The organism is Akkermansia sp. GGCC_0220, from assembly GCF_017566105.1.
GTDB classification, from domain to species: domain Bacteria; phylum Verrucomicrobiota; class Verrucomicrobiia; order Verrucomicrobiales; family Akkermansiaceae; genus Akkermansia; species Akkermansia massiliensis.
In genome coordinates this window covers 146,224-172,093 of sequence record NZ_JABFCI010000007.1, presented here as the reverse complement: position 1 = coordinate 172,093, position 25,870 = coordinate 146,224, and the positions used below count along the sequence as shown (strand labels likewise).

Annotated in this window: 19 protein-coding genes and 1 tRNA gene; 11 read left to right on the top strand and 9 right to left on the bottom strand. The window is 51.0% G+C overall.

The genetic code is table 11. The features are described 5' to 3' along the window. Positions 1-388: hypothetical protein (locus tag HJW02_RS07260; RefSeq protein WP_208050619.1), on the bottom strand; the 388-nt coding region annotated here is incomplete at its 3' end. Here HJW02_RS07260 and HJW02_RS07255 point away from each other — a divergent pair. From HJW02_RS07255 to HJW02_RS07230, 6 genes are all read left to right on the top strand, one after another. Next, entirely contained in the window at positions 387-1,133 is a 747-nt protein-coding gene (locus tag HJW02_RS07255) for an RHS repeat-associated core domain-containing protein (RefSeq protein WP_257228132.1), read from the top strand. The genes HJW02_RS07260 and HJW02_RS07255 overlap by 2 nt on opposite strands. Before the next feature lie 319 nt (positions 1,134-1,452). Continuing rightward, the gene (locus tag HJW02_RS07250) at positions 1,453-1,770 is read left to right on the top strand and encodes a hypothetical protein (protein ID WP_146019630.1); all 318 of its coding nucleotides are present in this window, start codon (positions 1,453-1,455) and stop codon (positions 1,768-1,770) included. A gap of 686 nt (positions 1,771-2,456) precedes the next feature. Next, complete coding sequence (locus tag HJW02_RS07245) at positions 2,457-3,422, top strand: RHS repeat-associated core domain-containing protein (RefSeq protein WP_290503136.1); 966 nt, start codon at positions 2,457-2,459, stop codon at positions 3,420-3,422. Positions 3,423-3,704: 282 nt separating this feature from the next. Continuing rightward, positions 3,705-4,166 carry a hypothetical protein gene (locus HJW02_RS07240; RefSeq protein WP_156340778.1) on the top strand — a complete coding sequence of 154 codons (462 nt, stop codon included), beginning with the start codon at positions 3,705-3,707 and terminating at the stop codon, positions 4,164-4,166. Between the two features lie 114 nt (positions 4,167-4,280). Next, on the top strand, positions 4,281-4,805 hold the full coding sequence (locus HJW02_RS07235; protein ID WP_102721472.1) for an ankyrin repeat domain-containing protein: 525 nt from the start codon (positions 4,281-4,283) through the stop codon (positions 4,803-4,805). Between the two features lie 20 nt (positions 4,806-4,825). Then, positions 4,826-5,854 carry a formylglycine-generating enzyme family protein gene (locus HJW02_RS07230; protein ID WP_102721471.1) on the top strand — a complete coding sequence of 343 codons (1,029 nt, stop codon included), beginning with the start codon at positions 4,826-4,828 and terminating at the stop codon, positions 5,852-5,854. 430 nt (positions 5,855-6,284) lie between these two features. On the opposite strand, the gene HJW02_RS07225 is transcribed toward HJW02_RS07230, so the two are convergent. The 4 genes from HJW02_RS07225 to HJW02_RS07210 all read right to left on the bottom strand — a co-directional run bounded on the left by HJW02_RS07225 (position 6,285) and on the right by HJW02_RS07210 (position 14,277). Further along, a complete protein-coding gene (locus HJW02_RS07225; RefSeq protein ID WP_205597338.1) occupies positions 6,285-6,794 on the bottom strand; it encodes a GNAT family N-acetyltransferase in 510 nt (169 codons plus the stop codon). Between the two features lie 336 nt (positions 6,795-7,130). Then, on the bottom strand, positions 7,131-12,656 hold the full coding sequence (uvrA, locus tag HJW02_RS07220; RefSeq protein WP_102721470.1) for an excinuclease ABC subunit UvrA: 5,526 nt from the start codon (positions 12,654-12,656) through the stop codon (positions 7,131-7,133). Positions 12,657-12,866: 210 nt separating this feature from the next. Then, complete coding sequence (locus HJW02_RS07215) at positions 12,867-13,865, bottom strand: hypothetical protein (RefSeq protein WP_022397098.1); 999 nt, start codon at positions 13,863-13,865, stop codon at positions 12,867-12,869. A 94-nt stretch (positions 13,866-13,959) separates the two neighbouring features. Then, positions 13,960-14,277, bottom strand: a complete 318-nt coding sequence (locus HJW02_RS07210) for a hypothetical protein (RefSeq protein ID WP_146019629.1) — start codon at positions 14,275-14,277, stop codon at positions 13,960-13,962. 273 nt (positions 14,278-14,550) lie between these two features. Between HJW02_RS07210 and secA the strand changes: the two genes are divergently transcribed. The 3 genes from secA to HJW02_RS07195 all read left to right on the top strand — a co-directional run bounded on the left by secA (position 14,551) and on the right by HJW02_RS07195 (position 19,719). After that, positions 14,551-17,904 (top strand): preprotein translocase subunit SecA, encoded by a 3,354-nt coding sequence (secA, locus tag HJW02_RS07205; protein WP_022397096.1) that lies wholly within the window; start codon positions 14,551-14,553, stop codon positions 17,902-17,904. 75 nt (positions 17,905-17,979) lie between these two features. Further along, positions 17,980-19,080, top strand: a complete 1,101-nt coding sequence (locus HJW02_RS07200) for a GNAT family N-acetyltransferase (protein ID WP_102721467.1) — start codon at positions 17,980-17,982, stop codon at positions 19,078-19,080. A gap of 345 nt (positions 19,081-19,425) precedes the next feature. Next, on the top strand, positions 19,426-19,719 hold the full coding sequence (locus tag HJW02_RS07195) for a hypothetical protein (protein ID WP_102753034.1): 294 nt from the start codon (positions 19,426-19,428) through the stop codon (positions 19,717-19,719). Between the two features lie 59 nt (positions 19,720-19,778). Here the strand turns inward: HJW02_RS07195 and HJW02_RS07190 are convergent, their stop codons facing one another. Continuing rightward, entirely contained in the window at positions 19,779-20,303 is a 525-nt protein-coding gene (locus HJW02_RS07190; RefSeq protein WP_180971787.1) for a helix-turn-helix transcriptional regulator, read from the bottom strand. Between the two features lie 19 nt (positions 20,304-20,322). Beyond that, positions 20,323-20,673 (bottom strand): hypothetical protein, encoded by a 351-nt coding sequence (locus tag HJW02_RS07185; RefSeq protein WP_102728047.1) that lies wholly within the window; start codon positions 20,671-20,673, stop codon positions 20,323-20,325. 252 nt (positions 20,674-20,925) lie between these two features. On the opposite strand from HJW02_RS07185, the gene HJW02_RS07180 reads away from it, so the two are divergent. After that, a complete protein-coding gene (locus HJW02_RS07180; protein ID WP_146019628.1) occupies positions 20,926-22,110 on the top strand; it encodes a hypothetical protein in 1,185 nt (394 codons plus the stop codon). A gap of 928 nt (positions 22,111-23,038) precedes the next feature. Here the strand turns inward: HJW02_RS07180 and HJW02_RS07175 are convergent. Together HJW02_RS07175 and HJW02_RS07170 are read right to left on the bottom strand one after the other, a co-directional pair. Continuing rightward, a tRNA-Met gene (locus tag HJW02_RS07175) sits at positions 23,039-23,113 on the bottom strand. 215 nt (positions 23,114-23,328) lie between these two features. Beyond that, positions 23,329-23,820: an NUDIX hydrolase gene (locus HJW02_RS07170; RefSeq protein WP_243760002.1), complete on the bottom strand. Its 492-nt coding sequence runs from the start codon at positions 23,818-23,820 to the stop codon at positions 23,329-23,331. A 593-nt stretch (positions 23,821-24,413) separates the two neighbouring features. Here HJW02_RS07170 and dnaA point away from each other — a divergent pair. Next, on the top strand, positions 24,414-25,820 hold the full coding sequence (dnaA, locus tag HJW02_RS07165) for a chromosomal replication initiator protein DnaA (RefSeq protein WP_102721424.1): 1,407 nt from the start codon (positions 24,414-24,416) through the stop codon (positions 25,818-25,820). The last annotated feature ends 50 nt before the right edge of the window (positions 25,821-25,870 follow it).

Below are 25,870 nucleotides of genomic sequence, written 5' to 3'. Positions count from 1 at the left end.
CGCCTGCCGGCAAGGAGGGAGAAACCGTGCTAACCCTGGTCAACCTGTACCAGGAGGCGGAAGAAGGGAACTCGTCGAGCAGTTCGGCAGGGGGAGGAGATTCGTTTGAGTTTGATCCCAAGCCAAGCAGCAGTTCGAGCTCTTCCTCCTCGAGCAGTTCGTCTTCCAGCTCCCTGCAGAGTTCTTCGGCTCCGGAGCCTCCTGATTCTTCCAGCTCTTCCTCGAGCAGTTCCAGTTCTTCGTCTTCCTCCAGCAGCTCGTCGTCGAGTTCCTCAAGCAGCTCCAGCTCTTCTTCCAGCAGCAGTTCCAGTTCACTCTCTTCCTCCTCCAGCGAGCCGGAGGAAGGAGGTTGTCCATGTCCCTGTTCCTGTGATTGCGACGAAGACATCGAACAGTCCGATTGCGAGTATGCAGATGACGAATTGGGGCTTGTCTACTACAATTACCGCCACCTCAATCCCGCAGACGGCAGGTGGATTAACAGAGATCCCATTCAGGAACAGAGTGGGTGGAATTTGTACTCTTATATCTATAATTCACCTACAATATCTAATGATATTATTGGATTATACACCGTCTCCTATGAAGTCAATCTAGGGATCATTGGTGCTCCATTTTATGCAAGAGTACAAGAAGAAATACAAACTGATCCCTACTTCAAAGTTTCAGGCGAATTTTATGCAGCTTGGCAGTGGACAATACCAGGCGTTAAAAAAATTGATAAACTTGCCTCCAAATATTTGGGTGTACATGTTGATGCAGGACTTAGGGTAGGAGGCAAAGCTAAAATTTCTCACGATAAATGTAAAAAATTATCTAATATTAAAGTATGTGTATCCGTAGAAGCCTTTGCTGTTGCAGAATACAGACGCAGCGGCTATAGAAATAAATCAACGGGACAGTTTAATCGACAACGTTTTGGTGTAAATGCTTCAGGATCTGGAGATTTATGTCTTAATTTATGTAATGGTAATATTTTACTTCAGGCAAACATTTCATGGAGTGCCTATATCAATATAGGGGTCTTGGGATTCAATAAAACAATTTCCGCAGGAGGAAGCTATAGTTACCCTGAAAAAAATCTTGCAACAGCTTCTTCATTGGCTATACTAAAAAAATACTGTAACTCATGATACTAATCATTAAAAAAATAAGATGATTCAAGGATTTAATTTAAATGAAAATCTCATTAATAAAATAAATTACTCGCTTTCCTTTTCGTTAAATAATGGAATCCTATCAGTACAAAGAGTATCCTACGAGCCCCTGTGGAGAAAAATAGTTCTTACAGGATTGTTTTTCATCCCTGCCACCGGGTTTTTATTGACAACGTTGTATTGTATTTATGCAATCACTGTAGATACACAGTACGCGAACAATTGCTCGGAGGCACTTCCCTTTCTGATTCTCATCACTGTTATCTGTTTTACAGCAATACCATCTATAAATACCTTGTATTCCAGCAAGAGTAGCCTGGATAGCTCTCAATACTCCTTTATTGGATTTTTTATCTCAAAAAGAATTCAATTGGAAAATAGAAAGCCCATTCTTACTCTCGAAATATACGATTCCACAATCGGAGGACTTTTGGAAGGTAAAATCAGAATACCAAGAAAAAGAAAGTTACTACCTTGGGACATTCACGTTTTTTTGTTTCAGACAATAACATACCCATCTAAAGAAATAGCTTGTAACAATGCTCATATGATAAAAGAATATATTTCTAAAAACTCAAATTCACTATTTGCAGAAATAAAAATTGAAGACTAAAGACTCCATTGCCTTTCCTCTCAAAAAATACAATAAAAATAATTGTATTTCTCATGAAAAAATAAAAAATTATTTAAATATAATCTGACAATTATTTATTTCATCATCCGGCATGCTGTTTGCATGCCGGATGTTTTTTAGGACTACTAGTCTCAATAACATCTGTTTTCTATTACTTATCCGTGAACACACTGCTGTCATACCTGGTCTCTGTAGCTCTATCTGATGCACTGCGGTCTTTTACATGAGACTGGCGAAGATAGAATCCTGAAATTGTAAGACTATAACAGATCCTGTAAAAGTTAAAGGGAACCATTTGCTATATGATACAGCCCAGACACCATCCTGTCCCAAACGTTGAACAACGGTTTCGGGCAGACCGTCGTCCAGCCCCCTCCGACGACCGTAGGATTCCTCTACTACCGTAGAGATCATAACGTCGGCACGCAACACGACACGGACAACAGCAGTTCTTCTGTCTCCATGGTGCCTACGTTCTATGAATACAACGCCTTTGGTAACGTCACTAGGCAGACGCTTGCTCTGGCAGACTAACCTGCTCCGAAAAACATAATTATGTATTGTGGGAAGCCTTCATGCATGATATGCTCAAAAACGTCACTTCCATCTTGCGACTGTAAGCAGACGCAAAGGGCGCGCTATGAGTATGCCCCCTTGGAGCCCTAATCACGGCGCAGGGCGACAGGGCTCAGGAAAACAAGTTCAGGTTTTCCTGCGAGTTCATGGACGACGAGCTTGGCCTGATCTACTACAATTACCGCTACCTGAATCCTACAGATGGCAGGTGGATTAACAGGGATCCTATTCGGGAATACGGAGGACGAAACTTATATGGATTTATCAAAAATAGAATTTTTAAACAACTTGATTATCTTGGTCTATATATATTAATTAATGCTACTGAATCTGTAAAATACATATATCATGATGGACTGGTTTTTCCTTCAAATTTGTCAGATGCCTATGAAGGAACAATAGGTGATTGTCCAAAATGCGGATGTGTGTTAGTATGGATCCATGGTTATAATACTACTCTAGCAGAAGCGATGACAAGATTTGAAGTGGTTGAAAAAGCTTATAAGAGTTCGGAAGGAAAATGCGATGTTTATGGGTTTGCATGGAACGGGAATCCTGGTGCTTCAAACTTTAAAGACGCGGTAAAAGGTTCTAGATTTACAGGACCAGGTGCATTTTCTCATTTTCTTAGAGATTTAAAAGTCAAATGTCCTAACATAAAAGTACATATCGGAACTCATAGCTTAGGAGCTGGAGTAGCTCTTGAAGCATTGGCTCATGGGGAAGATATCGGCAATATAGGCAATGTCTTCTTGGCCAATCCTGCAGTTGACAATGAGTCTCTGGAACCAGGAGAAGAATTTGAAAAAGCTCCTGCTAATGCTGATTCTATTCATTTAGCAATCAGCAAAGAATATGATATTTTAGAATTCGTTTATCCACTTTCCGAATTCAATGTGGCTCTGGGAGAGAATGGCCCAGATCATCCTGAAAATGTGCCAGCAAATGTAATAACTCATGATTTTACGAATGACTTTGGCGACAACCATGGCGCTGTTTATATCCCTTCTAATAATTCGAATTTTTGGAATATAGCCAGCGGATTATTTAAATGATGAATAGATTACGCATTTCTCATAATTTAATTATGCTAGTTTTCTATGAAAATAAAAAAAATGAACAATAAATTGGGAATAGTAAAATTTCTGATTGGAGTTAGTATATTTATAATTACATTATTCATATTTTTTCCTCTTCCGTTTGTTTATACCTGTCTTTATATCAAATATAGCGTAAATCCATCCGACATAACCCCAGAAGTTTTTGAAAAAACAGTTGATAAGAAACCAAAAGATTTACATAGCTTGTTAAGCATTTTTCGTAAGAAAAGCACATCCATGAATCAATATCTTTCTAAAATGAAAAATATTGATGAAATCCGCGATGACTTAAAGAAAGGAACGCCATACCTAATGAATAAGGTTAAATTTGATAAAATTAATTGGTTTTTTAGTGAAAAAGATAAAGAAAAAGTAAAATATATATACGACATCCCCCTCTTCTCAACATGGTCTCAAGCAGAGGGAATGGGTAATTATGATGCAGTTGGTTACTTTTTTCTTGATGATGAATTGAAAATTCTAGGATGGAGTATAGGATGTATGATATTAGGTTCCCAATATCTTGAGGGAAGAGCCACGCCTGATATTTATAAAGTGCATCCGAGTTATATGATTCCGATACATGTTTTTGATCTCAATGATTCTTTACTGAAAGCAGAAGAGTTATCCAAATTTGCTTGTTGTGTTAAATGTAAATTAAAGAAGGATCCTTCTGTAAAAGCTGTTTACAAATCATAAAATATTATTTACCTATTTTAAATATAACAAAAATCTATGCATGATTCTTGTTTTTTTCATAAAAATCATCCACATGAACTTTAAAAACTACAAGTATATCATAAATTATTTAACATGAAAACTAATATTATATTCCCTTCAGTTTTTTTAGCATTAAACTTATTAGGATCTTGTACATCCATAACCCCCAAAAAAGAAGAAACAAGAAATCCCTATATTCCACCTTATTATCTACATTACAATACTCCTGCCTACATTGTAGGAAAAGATATGATTAGAAATTCATTAAAATCATACCTGGATTTGTCGTCAAACATGACTCCACAACCAAATCTTAATCCATATGATAAAAAATGGAATGGGGGCGAAACAGCTCTTATGCTGGCGGCAACTGTGGGGGATATTGATACCATGAAGAAATTACTCGAATTTAGGGCTGATATTAATGTTGCTTCAAATGAAATGAAGCTACCCTCTATGACCTTTCCCTACAAAGAGACTGCCTTACATTATGCTGCTCGTGCAGGACAAATAGATGTCTACAATTTCCTGATTAAACAAGGAGCTAACCAGAATTTGAAAAATACTGACAGAAAAACAGCCAAGCAATTACTGGAGGCTAAATTAAAAAATAATTAAAATTATCCTGTCTCTTCGGAATGAAATTTATAATAAAATGGATAAAAAATAATAAGAAAATCAGTTTCTCTATTATAGCATTATTGGCTTTGCTCATCTTTGTCCTTTATCCTGGCAATGATATTACATGCCTGGACATAGTACCCCCTGCGACAGCCAATGTTCAATCTGCCCAGGCCGGAGATGTGTTAAAAATGGATATTCCCCATTCGGAACACAAGCTCACCTTGATTTTCATTCCAAAAGGAAGCTACCCAATTGCAAAATCCGACCATCGTACGGAAATTACTTATCCCTACTGGCTGGGGAAGTACGAAATCACACAGGAGGAATGGGAAAAGATGATGGGATGGATCCCGATTCCGGAATTGGAAGACAGATGGACCATCACAACGGGCGCACGGTACCCCATGTGCCAGGTATCCTATGATGAATGCCTGGATTTTTGTGATCGATTAACCGAGATTGCACGACAACAGGGGATTCTTCCGGAAGGATATTGCTTTTCCCTGCCTACGGAGGCACAGTGGGAATTAGCCTATTCCTGCGGCAAGGAAATCGTTCTTCCCGATAATCTTGAGAAAGTAGCATGGATGGATCTTCACGATGCCAATACAGGGGCCTATCCTGTGGGACAAAAAGAACCCAATGCATGGGGGTTTCATGACATGTTGGGCAATGTATGGGAGTTATGTGCGGATTTTTATCATTCTCATCGTTTGCATGGCCGCAATCCCGTCAACTGGAAAACGGATACCGGCAATTTATCAACCGATACTGGTTTATCAGTCACCTCCCTCGGGGGAGGAGTGTTTTCTTTCATACCCGATAATGAGAAAGAGATACCTCGTGAAAGATATCATGCTGATTCAAGAAGAGCCAGTACCGGATTGAGAGTAGCGTTAGTCCCGGTTCAGCAACATCAATTACTGAAAAAAAGGTTAAAACACTTACACCCTGTTCCGGATTGGTTGATGGACATTAGGTACTCATTTGAACTAATCTACATGTATATGAAAACATATTGGAAGACTTTAACGAATTTATGATCATTTGAAAAATATTCCTGTTTTTGTTTTGGACTATTTCCCAAATGCCGTACCAGTTTAACAGCCAAGCTTGGCGATTGTCGTTTTCAGACGCAGGAAATGCCAGTACATTGTAACACGGATAGTGTTCGGTTTGACGGCAGCGAACGAGCCGGCTTCTATTTCCGGCAAATCTGTTTCCCTTGCGCTCCGTGAATGCACTGGTTAACGAATTTCTCGCAGTCTTTCACAGCAGCAGCACTCTGGAAGGAAGTTAGCCTGCGGTCATCTGGGGCGGTAAGACGCCTACAAAATTAGAGAAATCTTTACGATGCCCACGAGAAGGGCGCTGCCATCCTGTCTTTTCAGAGAGGACTCATCAGAATAGCGTGAGGAAGAGGATTTTCGGAAATTCCCATCATCTTATTGCACGCTGCATTACCGGCGCTGATCACTTGATTTCCTTCTGCATGTAAACAATGTCAAAGGTGCGGCCCAGTTTAAAGCCGATGTTTTTCAGGCGCCCGGCATGGATAAAGCCCTGGCTGGCGTGAAAGGACATGCTTTGTTCGTTTTCAGAGGATATTTCCGCAATGATGTGGCGGATGCCCTGCTTCACGGCATCCTCTTCCAGACGGCCCAGGCACATCCGGCCAATGCCCCGGCCAAGATGGGAGGGAGCAATGAAGTAAGTGACGGTGGCCGTTTCCCGGAATGTGGGTACAGGCTTATACGCACTCAGGAAGCAGAAGCCCACTACTTCCCCGGTCCGGCAGTCCACCACGGCATACGCCGGATAACCTTTCACGCGTTCCAGAATATGGGGATAAAAGGATTCCGGCAGTTCCGCATCCGAGAAAGCAGCCGTTCCGTTCATCACGTAATGGTTGAAGATACGGATGACGGCCTCCCGGTGGGAGTCTGCCAACGGTTCAAATACTATTTTTTCCACCATATTCATTGCTTGTTGTTTCACCGCAGTGCAAAGATTTTCTAAAGAATGGCTTTCATGCCTTTACATCCGTTCCCGCCTGCCTCTCCGGTATTTGCCAACCACTGCCGCAGGAATAAAAGGGCTTATGCGGAACACAGCCTTGCACTTCCTTTAAGACATTTCCAGCAGTAATTCCGTTCCGCCATTTTCAGAATAGCTGATTTTTCCTTTAAAAGCATTTCGGCGCCCTGTGACCAGGCCAACGCCCGCCGTCAGCCTCCATCCGGTCCTTTTCTCCATATAAAAGGACCGTTCCAGTAATTCCGGAACGGTCCTGAAAGACAAGGTTTTTGTTTTAACGGGTTACACGCTGTCCGGTTCCAGCTCCCGGCGGATGTATTCCGCCGTGGGGGAGTTCTTTTTGGCTATCTGCTCCGGGGTTCCTTCCGCCACGATGGTTCCTCCGGCTTCACCGGGGCCGGGGCCCATGTCGATGATGTAGTCCGCCTCCGCCATGATTTCCGTGTTGTGTTCGATGACGATGACCGTGTTTCCCTGGTCCGCCAGGCGGTGCAGCACGTCGATGAGCAATCTCACGTCCCGCGGATGCAGGCCGATGGAGGGTTCCTCAATGAGGTACAGGTCACCGGGCAGTTCCTTGCCCTTCATCAGGGCGTTCCGGCTGACGCGCCGACCCTTGATGAGCTCCGTCACCAGCTTGAGCCGCTGAGCCTCCCCGCCGGAGAGCGTATTGGAAGCCTGCCCCAAGGTTAGATAGCCCAAGCCGGTTTCCGCCAGCAGTTTGAGCGGGTCTGAGATGCGGGGCTGGCTTTCAAAGAATTCCGCCGCTTCCGCAAAGTCCATCTGGAGCACGTCCGCAATGGTTTTCCCCTTGTACCTCACGGTCAGGGTGGCGGCATTATAGCGCTTGCCCCGGCAGGTTTCACACGGCACGTAGCAGGGGGGCAGGAAGTCCATTTCCAGCTTTTGCATGCCCGTGCCCTTGCAGGATTCACAGTTACCCTGCCCCGTGTTGAAGGAAAAGCGGCCGCGGTCGAAGCCCAGTCTGCGAGCGTCCGCCGTCTGCGCGAACAGGGTCCGGATATCGTCCAGAAAGCCCACGTAGGTGGCCGGAGTAGAACGTGGCGTCTTGCCGATGGGGCTCTGATCCACACCGTACACCATGCGGATGGTGTCAAAGCCGGAGGAGGTTTTCCACAGCTTTTTCTGGTCCCGAGTGAGCTTGTCGCCGATGGCCTGGCGCGCCGCCAGCCGGATGGTTCCCGTCATCAGGGAGGTTTTCCCCGCGCCGGATACGCCGGTAAGCACCGTCAGCCGCCCCTTGGGAATGGCCGCGTTCACGTCCTTCAGGTTGTGCAGGCAGCAGCCCTCCACCCTCAGCCATGCGGATTCATCCTTTTTAGCCGGAATCCTGCGCCTTTTCCCGCGGTAGGGATGGCGCGGCTTATGATGCAGGGCTGCGCCCGTGACGGAGTCCGGCATGGCTGCCAGTTCCTCAAAGGTGCCCTGAGCCATAATCCTGCCGCCATGGATGCCGGCTCCCGGCCCCATGTCCACAATGTGGTCCGCACGCTTCATGGTGTCTTCATCATGTTCCACTACCAGCAGGGTGTTGCCCCGGCGCTTGAGTTCATCCAGTGTACCCAGCAGCAGTTCGTTGTCCCGCGGATGCAGGCCGATGGTGGGTTCATCCAGCACGTAAAGCACGCCGCGCAGGTGGGAACCCAGCTGGGATGCCAGGCGGATGCGCTGGGTTTCCCCGCCGGAAAGCGTCGTGGCGCTGCGGTCCAGGGAGAGGTAGCCCAGCCCCACCCGCTGGAGGAAGTTGAGGCGCTGCGTGATTTCCGCCACCACGTCACGGGCAATGAGAGCTTCCTCCCGTTCAAATTTCCATCCTTTGACCAGTTCCGCGGCGGCTACGGCAGGCAGGGAGGCGATTTCACCGGGAGTCACTCCCTGAAGCCGCACGGCGCGCGCAAATTCATTCAAACGCACTCCCTGGCAGGCGGGGCAGGTTTTCACCCCTTTGTCATCGTCCGCCTGCCGCGCCAGTTCCTTGTCATATTTCAGTTCGGCTTCCAGCAGGGATTGCGCCTGGTCTTCCTTCATCTTTCCCTTGCCCACGATGCCATGCCCGCGGCACACAGGGCACCACCCGCGTGGAGAGTTGAAGGAGAACGTGTACGGTTCCAGTTCCGGGAAAGATTGCCCGCAGGAGGCGCACGCAAGCTTGGTCCCCATCAACTCCGGCCGGCTGGAACCGGGCGGAAGCACTTGCAGGAACCCTTCCCCCATTTCCAGCGCGGCATGCACCGCTCCGGCAAGTTTTTCCGGGGTCCAGGAGGCCTCCGGACGTGAAACGACCAGGTCCAGGTCATGGCTGGAATAACGGTCCAGCGGCTGGAATCCGCTCAACGGAACCAATTTGCCGTCCACCCACATTTCCTCATATCCCTTTCCTTCCGCCCAGCGGGCCAGATCGGCGTAATGCCCCTTGCGTCCCCTGACGAGGGGAGCCAGCAAGGCCAGACTGCCGTGTTTTTTCAGCTGCCGCACCACCAGCTCCACCACTTCGGATTCCGATCTTTTGCCCACCGGCACGCCGCACTGCGGGCAGTAGGCCTGCCCCAGCTTGGCATATAGCAGACGCATGAATTGCCAGATTTCCGTCACGGTGCCCACAGTGGATTTGGTGCCGCCGCGGGACATGTTCTGTTCAATGGCCACCGTGGGGGGCAATCCGGTCAAGCGGTCAATGTCAGGGCTTTCCAGTTGTTCCGTGAATTGCCGGGCGTACGGGGACATGACGTCCATGAAACGCCGCTGCCCTTCCGCAAAAAAGATGTCGAAGGCCAGGGAGCTTTTCCCGGAGCCGGAGAGCCCGGTCAGCACGGTCATTTCTCCGCGCGGCACGTCCAGGTCCACGTTTTTCAGGTTATGGTGGCGCGCTCCCCGCAGGGCCATCACGCCTTCCGGTATGTCCACGTCAGCGGATTCCGGCATGGCGGCGTCCGCCGGATCGTAAACGGAAGGGCGCCCTTCCAGCACATCCCGGAGGTATTTGCCCGTATATCCCTTCCCGGAGGCTACAATTTCCTCCGGCGTTCCCGTGGCTACCACATGGCCGCCGCCTGCGCCGCCTTCCGGCCCCAGGTCGATCACGTAGTCCGCGGATTTGATGAATTCCGGGTTGTGCTCGATGACCAGCAGGGTGTGCCCCTGCTCCACCAGTTCCCGGAACACGGCCAGCAGAATTTCAATATCGGCAAAGTGAAGTCCCGTTCCCGGCTCGTCCAGAATCAGCATCTTGGGGCTGTTCGCGCCGGATCCAATCTGGTCCAGCAGGATTTTAGCCAGCTTCAACCGCTGGTTTTCCCCGCCGGAGAGAGTGTTCAGCGGCTGCCCCAGGGTCAGGTGCCCCAGCCCTACGCGCTGAAGCACGCCCAGCTTGGAAGCAATGCGGGAGGCCTTGGCCCCTTTTTCCGCTCTGAAGTATTCCAGCGCAGCCGCCACCGTCATGCCGAGCACATCCGCAATGTTCCTGCCGTCGCGGTACACGCTCAGCACTTCACTTCCGTACCGGGAGCCGTGGCACAGCGGGCACTGCACGAAGATATCTGAAAGAAATTGCATTTCCACCTTTTCACTCCCCATGCCCATGCAGCGCGGACAGCGGCCGTCGCCGCTGTTGAAGGAGAAGAAACCGGGCTTCATGCCGCGCGCACGGGCTGTTTCCGTCTCCGAGAAGAGGGAACGTATTTCTTCAAAGACCCCGGCATAAACGGCAGGAGTGGAGCGCGGGGTCCGGACGATGGGACTCTGGTCCACCATCACCACTTCATCCAGTTGTTCCCAGCCCTTGATGGATTTGACATGGGCGGGTTCATCCTCGCATACGGCCCCTTTTTCCACCAGAGCGTTCAGGTACAGCACGTCGTGCGCCAGGGTGCTTTTTCCAGACCCGCTGACGCCGGTCAGGCAGGTGAAGACGCCCAGAGGCACTTTCACGTCCAGCTTGTGCAGGTTGTGGCGCGTGGCGCCGGATACGGTCAGAAATTGACGCGGCTTGCGCCTCTTTTTAGGCACCGCGATGCGCCGCCTGCCGGAAAGGAACGCCCCCGTCAGGGAGTCCGCAACTTCCCCAATCCGGGCAGGTTCTCCGGAATAAACCAGTTTTCCCCCCTCCCGGCCAGAGCCGGGCCCCATGTCCAACAGGCTGTCCGCGGCACGCATCACCGCTTCCTCATGCTCCACTACCACCAGCGTATTCCCGCGCTTTTTAAGCCGGTTCATGGCGGAAATCAAACGGGAAGTGTCGCGGGGGTGGAGCCCTACGGTGGGTTCATCCAGCACAAACAGGGTATCCGTCAGGGAAGCGCCCAGGCAGGTCGTCAAGCTCACGCGTTCAATCTCCCCGCCGGAAAGGGAGCGCGTGGGACGGTCGGACGTCAAGTAGCCGAGACCCACTTCATTCAGATATTCCAGGCGGCTTCTGAGTTCCGCCACGGCATGCTTCAAGCCGGGGTCTTCATCCGCGCGCGGCGTGACGTATTGATCCACCCAGGCCAGGAGTTCGTCCATGGGCATCCCGGAGAGTTCCGGCATGCTTCTGCCGCCCACCTTGAATTGCAGGGCTTCCGGCCTCAGGCGCAAGCCATGGCAGGAGGGGCATTCCTGATAGGTGCGGAAACGGCTCAGGTACACCCGCACATGCATTTTATGCGTGCGGCTTTCCAGGTACCTGAAAAAGCCCGCAATGCCGTACCACAGGCCTTGTTCATACATTTCATCCGGATCCTCTCCGTCCCCGTACAGCAGCCAGTCCCGTTCCCACTGTTTCAAATCCTTCCACGGTACATCCAGACGAACTTTGCGGGCATTTTTGCGCCAGCCGCGCATCAGGTCCTTCTTGCATTCGGAAAACACCTTGCTTTCCCCTTCAAAAATATGGATGGCCCCGTCATTGACGCTGAGCTCCGGCTTGATGCACCGGTTGTAGTCAATGGTGATCACGCGGCCATAGCCGCGGCACTCCGGGCATGCCCCCAGGGGGGAATTGAAGGAAAACAATCCGGGCCGCGGCTCCATCAGCGGATGCCAGTCCCCGCGGAATTTCATGGCGGGCAGCCAGATGCCGTCCACGCGGGGAATCACATGGGCCACGCCGCCACCCAGGCGCATGGCCGTTTCCAGCGCTTCCAGCCTGCGCTCCCGCTGGTCTTCCGCCAGCCTCACGCGGTCTTGAATCACCAGCAAAGGAGCCCCGTCTTCCAGGGTCCATTCCTCGTCCTCCAGCCGGAGGGCCTCTCCATGCGCAAAGGCGCGCAAATACCCCTGCGCCACCAGGTTCCTTTTCAGCGTGGGCAGGTCCACGGATTCGGGCCGCGCCACTTCCAGGCAAACCATCACCTCCGTTCCGGAAGGAAATTCCTCATGCAGCTTTTCATCAATGGAGCCGGGTGTTTCCGGCTTGATTTCCCGTCCGGTTTCCGGATCTATCCCCACGGCCAGACGGGCGAAAACGAATTTCCAGTAATCGTTCAGCCCTGTCATGGTTCCCACCGTGGAGCGGGACGTCCTGACGGAGTTGCGCTGATGCAGGGCGATGGCCGGAAGAATGTTCTCCACGGCATCCACGTCCGGCTTGTCCATACGGTCCATGAACTGGCGCACGTACGGGGAAAAGGTTTCCATATAACGCCTCTGCCCTTCCGCATACAGCGTGTGCATGGCCAGACTCGTTTTCCCCGATCCGGAAGGTCCCGTCACCACTGTCAGCCGCCCCAGGGGAATGTCCACATCCACATTCTGCAAATTATGCTCACGGGCGCCGCGGATGCGGATGCGCCCATCCTCACAATGACTCATAGGATGATTATATCATCAATTTGGAATCATTCCAAGAGAAGTACCTGTCATGAACCATGGGCCATCACACGGTTCCACAACAAAACCGGCCAAAAAAAAGTTTACGTTTATCCTCTTTCCCAACTGATCGTCTGCCTCTTTCCATGTATGACGCAGCCGGAATGCAATGGCATGCGCCTCCCGTTTCATGCCTAGTGCTCAAGCGCCGGCTTACATGCTCATGCACGGGCATTCTTCAATTAATGCAGGCAAAATTTCCTCCTCCGGACAGGAACGGAAGTCTTCCGGAACCGGAAGTATCATGGCCGGAGGACCGCCTTCCGGAATCTCCATGGAAGGCAGCCGCACGGGCAACATTTTTCCGGGGCGCCTGTTCCATGAATAAGACCGGCCATGATCGTTCCCATCAATCCGGATGAGCACGGCCCTTCCGGCACGAATCATCTGGCTGTCCTGTTTGATCTCCACGTCTATCAATGCTCCTTTCAACGCGGAGCATCGAATCTCCAAGGAGACGGAAGAAAACCTTTTCCGGCTCGTAACCGCGTACATGAATGGGGAAGGAAGAGAACTCTTTCCCCTTTCTTCCAAAGGATAACAATAATAGGTGACGGATTCGATATCCGAAATCCACTTTCCATGAACATATTGTTCCCGGTCCGGCCTGAGCCAGGGAAACAGGTATTCCACGGAATCATCCAGAAACGCCGTTTTCCTGTTCCTCAACGAAAGCCTCATCCATTTGAAAAACAGCTGTTCATCATCACAATAACGGCGCAAGAGCCAATAGGCTCCCAGAACGGCCATGCATCGGTTGATGAGGACGGCGTTTTCCCCGTTCCCTCCATCGTCCAGCCATGTTTCCTTCATCGCGCCGGAAGCGTTGCAAATCACATGGAAACGCAAAGAACGCTGCGGATCTACCCTATCCAGCATATCATCCAGAATATCCTTTTGCCGCGCCTCCACGATGCACTCCGCCAGTGAGAAAAACTTCCCCCCGTTCTCCAACCCGTGAACCATGCTGGAAAATCCGGCATTTTCCAGCCGCACCATGCCCGCCTTCGGCAGGTAAGAAGCGTCATGTTCCATCACCAGGCGCGTTCCCCGAATTTCATCGGGCATCTTCTCCATCAGGATGCGGTACGCTGAAAAGCCGACGGCGCAAACGGCCAGCACCGCACATCCCATCCCCAAAAGAGGCTTCATTCCGCCTTCATACCACAAACAAGCGCCTCCACACAGGAATTTCCGTTAACATTCAGATAACAAAAACGTCTCTGAACGGAACCTCCCTCCATTACTATTTATGTTTCTCCCACCCTCCCAAATTTATTCCGCACAGGGTAACATCCACGGAATCCGTTCCCTCGGGCCATGGGACAACAAGCCTGTAACCGTCCGCATAAGGCACCTTCCGGGAAGCTCCGGGAGTGGAATGAGTATACAGAGCAATGCGCATTTCATTCCCCTTCATGGAAACTTCCGCATACAAATCCCCGTGGTAATGGGAATCAAGTTCAAAATGCATGAAAAGGTTGCCGTCCTCATCAATCCCCTCGGACAGCAAATTCACTTCCTGCTGTTTTACGGCGCCGTTTTCCTGGCAGCCGGCCATCATGCAAACAGCCGGCAGAAAAAGGGCCGGCCCGGCGGAATGGAATACTCCGTACATGCTCATTCTCTCCTTTCCCTTATACACTCCTACAGGGAAAAGGGAGAGGCAAGGAAAAACGGAAGGAAGACAGAATGATGCCGCCCAAATCCAACCTATTACGTCATCATCAAAGCAAATGGAGGGCCGTGCTTGCAATTCTTCCGGCAGCCGCTAGTATTTTTCGATTCTTAGACCGCTGAAAGCGACTCTACCTCGTCAATTTTCAACAAGACAAAGATGATTAAGTGGATTCTAACCAAGATTGTCGGTACCAAAAACCAGCGTGAAGTGCGCCGTCTGCGCCCCATTGTGGAACAAATCGTCTCCATTGAAGAATCATGGAACGGCAAGGGTCAGGATTTCCTGCTTGAAAAAACGAAGGAATGGCAGGGCTATCTTCACCGCTTCCTCCCCATGGAGCTTCCCCCCGTGCGCATTGTGGAAGCCGCTCCCAGGGAAGAGCTGGAGGAAATAGCCGCCAAGCTGAACGCACGCTTTGAATCCCTGAAAGACGAATTTGCCGCCCTCCCCACGGTGGAAGCCACTCCCGCCTCCATTGAAGAGGGGAAGGCCGCCTGGAACAACATCACCCCCCAGTTTGACAAGCTGCGCGAACGCTACCTGAACCAGATCCTGCCGGAAGCCTTTGCCGCCGTCAAACACGGCGCCCGGCTGCTCTGCGGGGAAGAACGCGATATCTGCGGACAAAGACAACTGTGGGACATGGTCCACTTTGACGTGCAGCTGCTGGGCGGCATCGCCCTGCACCGCGGCTACATTGCGGAAATGGCCACGGGGGAAGGCAAAACGCTTGTTGCCACCCTTCCCGTATACCTGAACGCGCTGACTGGCATGGGCGTGCACGTGGTGACCGTGAACGACTACCTGGCGCGCCGCGACTCCGAATGGATGGGGATGCTCTTCCAGTTCCTGGGGCTGACGGTCGGCTGCATCCAGAGCATGATGCCCTCCCAGCTGCGCCGGGAGCAATATGCCTGCGACATCACTTACGGCACCAACGCCGAATTCGGCTTCGACTACCTGCGCGACAACGGCATGGCGACCTCCAAATCCGAGCAGGTGCAGCGCGGGCACTACTTCTCCATTGTGGACGAAGTGGACTCCATCCTTATCGACGAGGCCCGTACGCCCCTCATCATTTCCGGTCCCGCGGTCGTCACCCGGGAACAGCAGTACGATACCCTGCGCCCCGCCATTGAACGCGTGGTGAAAGCGCAGACGGACCTTTGCAACGAGCTCATGTCCCAGGCCCTGAAAGCCCAGGAGGAAGGCCGCACGGAAGAAGTGGGCCGCTGCCTGTTCAAGGTGAAGACAGGCCAGCCCCGCCACCGCGCCTTCCTGCGCGCCATGCAGGATCCCGAGCTGCGCCGCATCGTGGAAAAATATGAACTGACCCTTTACCAGGATACGCGCAAAAAGGAACTCTACAAGCTGAAGGAGGAAATGTTCTTCACCGTGGATGAAAAGACCCACGACGCCGACCTGATGGAAAAAGGCCGTGAAGTCATCTCCCCCGGCCACCCGGAGGACTTCGTGCTGCCGGACCTGGGAACCGCCTTTGCGGAAATGGATGAAGACCCCCGCATGACGGAAAAGGACAAGCTGCGCCGCAAGAATGAACTGACCAAGCAGCTTGATGAAACGGGAGCACGCCTGCACACCACCTCCCAGCTGCTGAAAGCCTACTGCATTTACGAAAAAGACGTGGAATACGTCGTCAAGGAAGGCAAGGTTATCATCATTGACCAGAACACGGGCCGCGAAATGCCGGGGCGCCGCTGGAGCGACGGACTGCACCAGGCCGTGGAAGCCAAGGAAGGCGTGGAAGTGGAGCGTGAAAACCAGACCTACGCGACCATCACTATCCAGAACTACTTCCGCCTGTACAAAAAACTGGCGGGCATGACCGGCACGGCGGAAACGGAAGCCGCGGAATTCCATGACATTTACAAGCTGGACGTCCTCCCCATCCCGACCAACCGCCCCTGCATCCGCAAGGACCAGAACGACCTTATCTTCAAATCCCGCCGTGAAAAATTCAACGCGGTGATCAACAAAATTCAGGAACTCCATGATAAAGGCCAGCCCATCCTGATTGGCACGGCCAGCGTGGACGCCTCTGAAACGCTCTCCCGCATGCTCAAGAGGGCCAAAATCCCCCATGAAGTGCTGAATGCTAAAAACCACCAGCGCGAAGCGGAAATCGTGGCGCTGGCCGGCAAGCGCGGAGCCGTCACCGTCTCCACCAACATGGCGGGCCGCGGTACGGACATCAAGCTTGGCGAAGGCGTGGCCGACCTCGGCGGCCTCTTCGTCCTGGGTACGGAACGCCATGAATCCCGCCGCATTGACCGCCAGCTGCGCGGCCGCTGCTCCCGCCAGGGAGACCCCGGCGCCTCCCAGTTCTTCATCTCCTTTGAAGACGACCTGATGCGCAACTTCGGCGCGGCGGAACGCATGACGAAGATGATGGAACGCCTGGGCGTGGCCGACGGCGAAGCCCTGGAACACAGCTTCCTGAACAAATCCGTGGAATCCGCCCAAAAACGCGTGGAACAGCGCAACTACATGTGGCGCAAGCACGTGCTGGACTATGACGACGTCATGAACAAGCAGCGTGAAATCGTTTACGGCTACCGGAATGAAGTGCTTTCCACGGAAAACCCGCGGGAAATGATTTACGACATTCTGGAAGAAGTAATCGCCACCCGCGCCCATGAATTCCTGGATCCGGACTCGGAAGGCCTGACCCATCCGGACGAACTGCTCGCCTGGATGAACTCCTCCTTCCCGCTGGGACTGACGGCGGACGCCGCCAAGCTGGAAGAACGCCAGATGGATGACACCATCGCCTTCCTCATTGACAAGGTCAAGGCCACTTATGAAGACAAGGCTTCCCGCGAACGTCCGGAATACCTGGACCACATGGAACGCCAGATCATCCTGGGGGCTATTGATAAAATGTGGCAGGAGCACCTGTACAACATGGACTCTCTGCGGGAAGGCGTTCGCCTCCGCGCCCAGGGCCAGAAGGATCCCCTGGTGGAATACAAGTCTGAAGCCTACGACCTGTTCGTTACCCTGATGGAAAGCATCAAGGGTGAAGCCATCGGCAACCTCTTCAAGAGCACCACCAACCTGGATGCGTTTGAAGACTTCCTGGCCAGCCTGCCCCAGTTTGATTCTTCCGATGAAAATCAGGAAGACGGCGCCAACCTGCCGGAAATAGGTTTTGACGGCATGCCCAGCGACCTGCTCTCCGCCCTGCGGGAACAAGTCTCCCGTGCACGGGAACACCAGTCCGCACAACAGCCGGAACAGGAAGAAGCTCCAGCCGTCATTTCCGACGCCACCACCATTGGGGAAGGCTATCAGCCCGCTGTGGCGGAACCCAAGCTGGTCATGCCCAGGCGCAAGGTCAGCGTCGTGCTCCGCAAGGAGGGAGCCGCCCAGGCGCCGGCGGAAACGCCTGCCGCCGGTGAGGAAGAAGAAATCGCCGTCACTCTTGACTCCCAGGACTTCGCGGAAACCATGGACAACCGGGATTCCGCCGATACCCGCACGTTCTAAAACACTACGCATCACTTACAGGACGGAGGAAACGGGTACAGCCGTTCCCTCCGTCTTCAAGCTTCCGGGCCGCCCTTGACCACGCTCCCTCCCAACAAATCCACCAACGTCCGTTCCGTGCTGGAGTACGTCCCGTACTTCAGGGACAAAATCTTTGCCGTGCATGTGGAACGCCCCCTGGTGGATTCCGAAGAGCTGGTGGACGCATTGCTGGACCTGGACGCTCTTCAGGAAATAGGCGTCAGGCCCGTGCTGATCGTGGAAGGAACGGACGCCTCCGCGCTGTACGAACACACGCGCGTTTGTGAAATGCGCTCCGCCTTGGTGGAAGCGCCGTTGAAAGGCGGTCAGCTTGTCCGGGAAAGAGTCCGGGAAATCCTGGGAAGGCATCAGATCCCCGTGGTGGCCTCCGGCCGTTCCGGCTCCTTTGACCCGGAATCCGTCCGTATGGCATTCAGCCTGGGGGCCTCCAAGTACATCGCCCTGCTCAACGACCATAAGGTTCCCTCCCGTGACGGACGCCCCATTGCCGCCATTCTGGAATCGGAAGTGGCGGGCCTGGAAGGAGAAGTAACCCACCGGGAACTACTGGACCAGGCGGCTGAGGCCTGCCGGACGGGAATCCCCCGGGTACACCTGCTGGACGGAAAAATGCGAGGCGTACTGGTGGAGGAACTCTTCTCGGAAGAAGGCGTAGGCACCATGGTCCACACGGACTCCTACCGGGAAATACGCCCCTTGAAGGAGGAGGACATTCCGGAGCTCCTCTCCATGATCGCCCGCTCCGTAGTGGACTCCAAGCTGGTCAACCGGAACTATGAGGACATCGCCGCCAGAATGGATGACTACTACGTGCTGACTCTGGACGACAGCATCGTGGGCTGCGTTGCCGTCTATCCCTACCCGAAGCACCGCAGCGCGGAACTGGGCTGCCTGTACATCAAGCACCGCCATGAAGGCCGCGGCTATGGCCGCGCCCTGTGTGAATTCGCCAAAAGAAAAGCGGAGGAAATGGGCATGGAATTTATCTTCGCCCTCTCTCAAAGCGCCGTCCACTACTTCCGGGACCGCATGCACTACGCGGAATTCTCCCGTGACTGCCTCCCTCCGGAACGCCTGCGCGCCCTGGAACTCAGCGGCCGCAAATCCGGGGTTTTTGGCCTGAGACTTAAATAAAAACGCGCTTTACCTGTTTATTCAACTTCAGTAGCTTCGCCATTCTCGCGTCTATTGACTGGAATTGAGGAAATCTCTTATTTTCTGACGGTTCTTCTTTACCGTTTGCTCCCATGAAGATCACTCCCCTAATAGGAGCGAATACAGGGCAGGCCATCTAGGTATTCCTTCAACTTTCCAGGTTGACGTTCATTGCAACTCACGAGTCATTATTCATTGAGATTTTTATGAAAGTTTTTATAACTAGTCTCATATAAAAATTCTTACGCCTCTCTTATAGATTTTCATTGAATAATTAGCGCAGACAACTAGTTAGTTTTAACTTAAATAACAATTATCAAATATATGCGACACATATACCGGGGGGAAATCGGGGAGATCAAGTGGCGCAATGCTCGCATGTCTTGTGCCTATGCCCTGATGGCCATGCGGACCAAGGCGGGTATTTCTCTGAAGATGATGGCTGCGGCTCTTGGATATTCTTCTCGGTGTATTTTCGTCCATCGAAATGGCAAACAACGAAAAGATCCATATGCCTGCCCTCCTGAAATACGTGGAGGTGACGGGATTGACTTTCAAGGTGTCAACCGTTCCGAAGAAGAGGAAACCAGGAACTTCCAGAAAAAAATGACAGTTTGAGGAACAGGTTTTCTTGCAATAGCCCGAAAACGGAACGTTTTTTCGTGGAAAGGCGAATGCTATTTTTCCAATTGCGAACACAGTGGATTTGTCTTTGTGGGGTGGGTTATATAATATTTGCCGAGGACAGTGAGGAGGGCTGGTAGCGCAGGAGAGGGGATGGCACTGGGATGGACTTTTGTCCTAGGCTTTACAGGTTTTCGCAACACGCTCTTGCGAGATTTCCTTCCCTTCGGTACGGAAGACACGGCAATAACCCTACCGTCTTCCAACTGAACCTTGAAGGGGAAGCCCATCACCTCCACATACTTCAGAACGGCGGCCATGCTCATCTTGTCATTGGTCGCGCTTTCAATCGCGGAAATGCGCGGCTGGGAACAATCGAGTGCCGCAGCCATCATATTCTGCGAAATTCCTGCCTTGACGCGCATATGGGCAAGAGCCGAGGAAACGGTGGAAGCGGCAGCGATCCGTTTGGCTTCCTCCATGATCTCGGGCGATACACAGTCTCTCAGGTCATCTTCGACCGTTGCATAACGGTTGTTCTTTGACAGATCGATCGGAACGTATTCTTTATTTTCCATGGTTACAGAAGAGGTTGAATTAAAATTGTGAGACATAATCCTTGCAGTATTTATTATCCTTGGACTGTCTTTGTTTGTCTCCGGCACAAATCAGATGCAACTCGTAAGCTTGAACATAACAGTAAAAACATGTAGGCAAGTTTGAGCAGCGGATGCGAGCGGTTGCTGTGCGATGGCGTGGCAACCCGACGTATTCCCGGTGAACGTAGGAATACTCCACCATTCGCATGGGATTGCCGTAATCTTCCAGATGAGCCCGGTATTCGTCCAGGTTGCGAATCATTTGCGCGGTCTCCCGAGGATAACGTTTACCCATCCACTTCATATCGCGTACAAATTGATCACTCGGAATAACCTTCCACTCGCTCATGTCGTCAACATAATCTGCAGATGATGTTTTATCAGGCAATCCTCACAAAATTTCAACATCGTTCCTCGCAAATCATCCCTCGTCCCTCAAAAAAGCTCCTCCTCTCCCCTACCAGCCCCCGCAGCATATTAACCTGTCTCTCGAAAATCGGTTCCTCTACCACCGCATTCATTCAGTCGATAATAACAAAGTGCTAGTAAGTGATGATTATCATTGACTTGTCTATTATTGTATTTTTAACTAAGGAAAACTATGAAAATACTACTTCTTTTTGATGTTGATTTTGAAATCAATAAAAACAGAATTTGCGACTTCCTTAATAATAAAACTACGCATCTTAAATTTGTTAATGGCGGCGATATAAACATAGATTCTGATATAATATCAAAACCGGATTCCTTTATATCCATTTTAAATAAAATTAATAAAAAAATTCATGAATTTGATAAAATTTTTTGTTTTACAGAAAAACAATATATAGATAATTATTTTTTTCATGAATATAAAAAATTGTCCATTTTTTCTTTTTGGGGATGGATTTATTTAACGGACTTATCGAAGAACAATGGCTTATTATATTTTATTGTTGATTATTTGTCATTATATATTGATGATATAGATTTTAGACATAAAATCACAACGGGTTGCATATATGATTTTTTGCAAAATAAGACAGGAATTGATGATGGAATGAGGCAAGCCAGGATTTGCCCAACTTGTCTAGAACGAATTTCTAATAATTTATCTTCGCCTGAACAAATTAATATTTTGGAGGATTTAAAAATTCTAATGAATTTTCTTTCTGATTCTTCAAAGTGGAATCAAGATATATTGGACCTCGTAATTCCACAACATCAAAGTATAAAGAAAAGGAAATCTAAAAAATCTGGAGAGATAAATGTTGTGATAGCTTCACCTAGTGATGCTTGGTTAGAACGGAAGAATTTATTGGAAAAATTAGAAATTCAATTTAGACGTGGACATCATGAATCATATTGTTGTAAACGCTTAATCGTACATGGTTGGGAAGATTTAGCATCTCAACCAGGGTATCCTCAAGATATTATAAATCGTCAAATAATTTGCAACGTTGACTTTGTTGTCGCAATATTCAAATATAAACTGGGAACTCCAACAATTGATATTGCGACAAACCAAGAACGTTCCGTTTCAGGTACAGCGGAGGAGTTATTAACAAGTTTGAATAATTCGATGGCCGACAAGCCTCTGGGTATGGCTTATTTCTATTCAAAAGCTCCTTCCGTTTCTGTTGATTTAGATGATCTTGAAATAATAAAAAATGACTGGGATAATTTACAGAAATTCAAAAAAGATATACAAAACAAAATACTATATAAGCCGTATACTGAAACTGGTGATTTATTGCAGATTATAATTTCCGATTTGGAAAAAAATATAATTGATTATTTCGAATAGATTTCAAGTTAATTAGTGTCAGTTCAATTCGATCGTTTTTAGTATTCTCTATGAGGGGAAGACATGGGGGAGTCAAAGATATGCACCATTCCGAATTGAGAACAACAAACACAGGTATGCATTTTCATAAATTTGTATGTCAGGCTTGATTTCTCGCCGTACTTCTTACCACAACTCCTCCTTCCACCCGCGCCCCTTCGCCTATTGTGTGTATTGTATCATCACGTATTGTAAGTTAAAATGTCTATCTTATTTAGAGTTTCTTTCAGTACATTTAACTGATCTTCATCAAGGCACGGATACACTTGGGACAAAGAGCGACAAGATCACGCTTCTCCATCTCAATGGGATCTTCACTGCATGCCAAGGAACAATCATCTCGGAAAGCTTCTCCATCGCCTCCTTGCGTTGATCGTCCGAAGGTCGGATATGCAGCTGGTGAGAGATCTCGGAATCATGCCCCACAATCTCGCGGGCAAGAGCATGATCCGCCCCTGCCGCATGCAGAACCGTGGTGGCTGTCGCCCGCAGTGAATGAAACGTATTCGGACAAACGCAACGCTTCCTCTGCCCCCTGAAACTCTCTGGACGTGTCACAATCCCCAGCATATGCAGATGCCATCCGAACTCGTAGGAAACGATACCGCATGCGATTGTACTTATCGGACAAAATAGGCTGCACATACTCATCCACCCACTTCAAGGTAAAATATGCTTTTCCAGGAGAGCGATGATCGGGATACGCATTTTCAAGAATGGCTCTCTCGGACTCTGGTATTGATCCCGCCAATACAACCGCCTCATCAGCCTGCTCGAATTAAGTAATTTCACCTGTCCATTGCTTCCAAAAACCACAATAATGTACTGCAGTTGTCAGAAATAAAAACCCGCAAGTGCTGTATTTTAAACACTTGCGAGTTTGTAAAATTGGTAGCAGGGAGGTGATTTGAACACCCGACCAAAGGCTTATGAGTCCTCTGCTCTACCACTGAGCTACCCTGCCGTTAAGTGGTTGGTGCTGGAAAGCGGGGAGATATTTAGCCCGGATTGGAAAGAATGTCCAGATTTTTTTATGGGTCAGGAGCATTTTATCACGACAGCCCGCTTCTCCATCCAGAAAAATCATTGACGATGAATCGTTCTTTTCCTCCAACCGTTTCACACAGCCTGCCGCCCAGGCCGTTTCCTGCGTCCGGACACTTGCGGCGCAGAGCGTCCTTATTCCTCCAGTCCCACGCCATTTACAGAGCGGGACAGGAAATAGAGGCCCATGAAGATTTTCGGGTCTACCACTTTTCCCTGCCCTGTCTGGTCCATCAGCCAGCCATGCACCAGCGGAAGAGGAATGCGGTGCACGGTGATGTTTTCATGAGCCACCCCGCCGCCTTCCGATATTTGGTGCAGCCCTTCCGCCAGGTAGAAGGATACCATTTCCGTGGTCAATCCGGGGGAGGAAGGCCCCGTGAACAGGTACGTCCAGGCATCCGCCCGGTATCCCGTTTCTTCTTCCAGTTCACGCCGGGCGGATTGCAATGTGCTTTCCTCCCCTTCATCTCCGGAGATGCCCGCAGGCAGTCCGATGGTGAGGGCATGCAGGGGAACCCGGTATTCCTCCACCAGCAGCAGTTCGCCGTCCTCCGTCACGGCCACGATCATGACGGCTCCATTGGCATTGACCCGGCGCACGTATTCCCACCTTCCTTCTTTCAAGAGCTCCAAAAATTTTCCCCGGCAGAGGGAATGGCATGTTTCCCCGGTTTGTTCCATCTGTTCCATGATGCAGCCACGTTAGGTTTCCCGGCGCCTCTTGTCAACCATCCCGGCTGCCCCCTTTCGGAACCTCTCCGGGACCTTCTGGTCCGGTGCCTGTAAGTGCTTGATTTACGGCGGCGTAATTGTTTCCTTTTCGTCACACACCCCAATAACAAAGTAGTAATTCACTGATAATAAAATAATTATAGTGTCATTCAAAGAATATACTCAGGAGGACTAAATTATTGAAGGAAGCAAGACTAAAATATTTTTTGGTGTGGAACCCCCGTGGAACGTAGAGCCGCGGAACGATGACTCACGCTGCTTCAAAAAGATATTTTTTCCTCAGGCGCAAATCAGTACTTTGGCGCTTCCGTCGACCGGGGTGTCGAGCTGAAAGCGGATGAGTTCGCCTTCTCCATCCCGATGGACGCCACGAGCTGTCACGGCTGCGGATGAACCCATTCCGGTTCCATCCGCGGGCGGCCTCGTAGCGAGACGGAAGGCCTCACAGCCATTTATAACCAGCAACATCTTTTATTTTCACAACAATGACGCCACCATCAGAATTGTCAGCCACCTGGTCCAGGATCACGGGAGCCCTGCAAACAATCATGTCTCCGGAGGTGTATGGATTGTGGTTTCCCAAGTTTTCCCTCCTGGAGGATTCCGGAAAGACGCTGACGCTGGTGTGTGACGATCCCATGGCCGCCCTCTGGGTGGAGAACAGCTATACGCCGGAGCTGAAGCAGGCCGCCATGCTGGCCCTGGGCACGGAGCGCCAGGTGAAGTTCATCTGCGCGGACGAGGTGGCATCCCTGCCGGCCGCCGAAGGCCAGCCGCAAAAGGCTTCCTCCCGCTCCAAAACGCCCCAGGTGCAGGATTCCCCTGCCGCTCCGGCCAAAAAACAGCGCAGCCAGGGAACCCGGGCATGCCTGAATGATTTGTACACGTTCGATTCGTTCGTGGTTTATGAAGACAGCCGCTTTGCCTATCAGGCAGGGCTGTCCATCGCCCAGTCGGAACGGGCCCTGTTCAATCCCCTTTTCCTGTACGGGAAGTCCGGCGTGGGGAAAACGCACCTGCTCCAGGCCATCGGCCATGAGGTGCTTCACCAGGATTCCTCCGCGAATGTGGTGTACGTCACGGGCGAACAGTTCGCCAATGAGTTTATTGACGCGTCCCGCACCCAGAACGGGCAGAGCTTCGCCAAGCTGCGCCGCAAGTACCGCAAGGCGGACGTCCTGCTGGTGGACGACGTGCAGTTTATTTCCGGCAAGGAGAAGACGGTGGAAGAGTTCCTGCATACGTTTGACGAGCTATTCCACGCCCACAAAACGATCGTGATTTGCGCCGATGCCGCCGCATGCGATATTTCCAACCTGGATTCCCGTCTGGCGGCACGCCTGGAGTCCGGCCTTACGGTGGAGTTGAATCTTCCGGATGATGACGCCCGGCTGGAAATCCTGCGCAGCAAGCGCGACCGGGCCGGCATGAACGTGTCTGACGAGATTCTGGAGTTCCTCGCCAGCCGCATCCAGAAGAGCGTGCGCCGCCTGGAAGGGGCCCTGCTCCGCGTAGCCACCTTTACCTCCCTGTCCGGGGACATGCCGGACATCGCCAAGATCGAGCAGCTTTTGCGCGATATCCTGCGGGAAGAAACCAGCCGCATCCTGACCGTGGATTCCATCCAGAAGCGCGTGGCGGATTTTTACGAGCTCAAGGTGAGCGACCTGACCGGCAAGCGCCGCCCCAACAGCATCGCCTTTCCCCGGCAGATTGCCATGTACCTGAGCCGCCGCCTGACGGAATGCTCCCTGAAGGATATCGGCCAGGCCTTCGGAGGCCGGGACCACGGCACCGTGATCCATGCCAACAAGCTGGTTGCCTCCCGCATGGAGGAGGACGTGCGCGTGCGGGATATCGTCCTGCGGCTGGAGGAGGATTTGAAGGATTGATTTTCCTTCCCGGCAGCCCTTCCCCAGTAATGTTGGAACAGCCGCTGTTC

Bases quoted from the DNA above. Each gene is read 5' to 3' on its own strand.
- HJW02_RS07240 (WP_156340778.1), top strand. From the start codon at position 3,705: ATGAATCAATATCTTTCTAAAATGAAAAATATTGATGAAATCCGCGAT.
- HJW02_RS07235 (WP_102721472.1), top strand. From the start codon at position 4,281: ATGAAAACTAATATTATATTCCCTTCAGTTTTTTTAGCATTAAACTTA.
- HJW02_RS07230 (WP_102721471.1), top strand. From the start codon at position 4,826: ATGAAATTTATAATAAAATGGATAAAAAATAATAAGAAAATCAGTTTC.
- HJW02_RS07225 (WP_205597338.1), bottom strand. From the start codon at position 6,794: ATGAATATGGTGGAAAAAATAGTATTTGAACCGTTGGCAGACTCCCAC.
- uvrA (WP_102721470.1), bottom strand. From the start codon at position 12,656: ATGAGTCATTGTGAGGATGGGCGCATCCGCATCCGCGGCGCCCGTGAG.
- HJW02_RS07215 (WP_022397098.1), bottom strand. From the start codon at position 13,865: ATGAAGCCTCTTTTGGGGATGGGATGTGCGGTGCTGGCCGTTTGCGCC.
- HJW02_RS07210 (WP_146019629.1), bottom strand. From the start codon at position 14,277: ATGATGGCCGGCTGCCAGGAAAACGGCGCCGTAAAACAGCAGGAAGTG.
- secA (WP_022397096.1), top strand. From the start codon at position 14,551: ATGATTAAGTGGATTCTAACCAAGATTGTCGGTACCAAAAACCAGCGT.
- HJW02_RS07195 (WP_102753034.1), top strand. From the start codon at position 19,426: ATGCGACACATATACCGGGGGGAAATCGGGGAGATCAAGTGGCGCAAT.
- HJW02_RS07190 (WP_180971787.1), bottom strand. From the start codon at position 20,303: ATGGAAAATAAAGAATACGTTCCGATCGATCTGTCAAAGAACAACCGT.
- HJW02_RS07185 (WP_102728047.1), bottom strand. From the start codon at position 20,673: ATGAGCGAGTGGAAGGTTATTCCGAGTGATCAATTTGTACGCGATATG.
- HJW02_RS07180 (WP_146019628.1), top strand. From the start codon at position 20,926: ATGAAAATACTACTTCTTTTTGATGTTGATTTTGAAATCAATAAAAAC.
- dnaA (WP_102721424.1), top strand. From the start codon at position 24,414: ATGACGCCACCATCAGAATTGTCAGCCACCTGGTCCAGGATCACGGGA.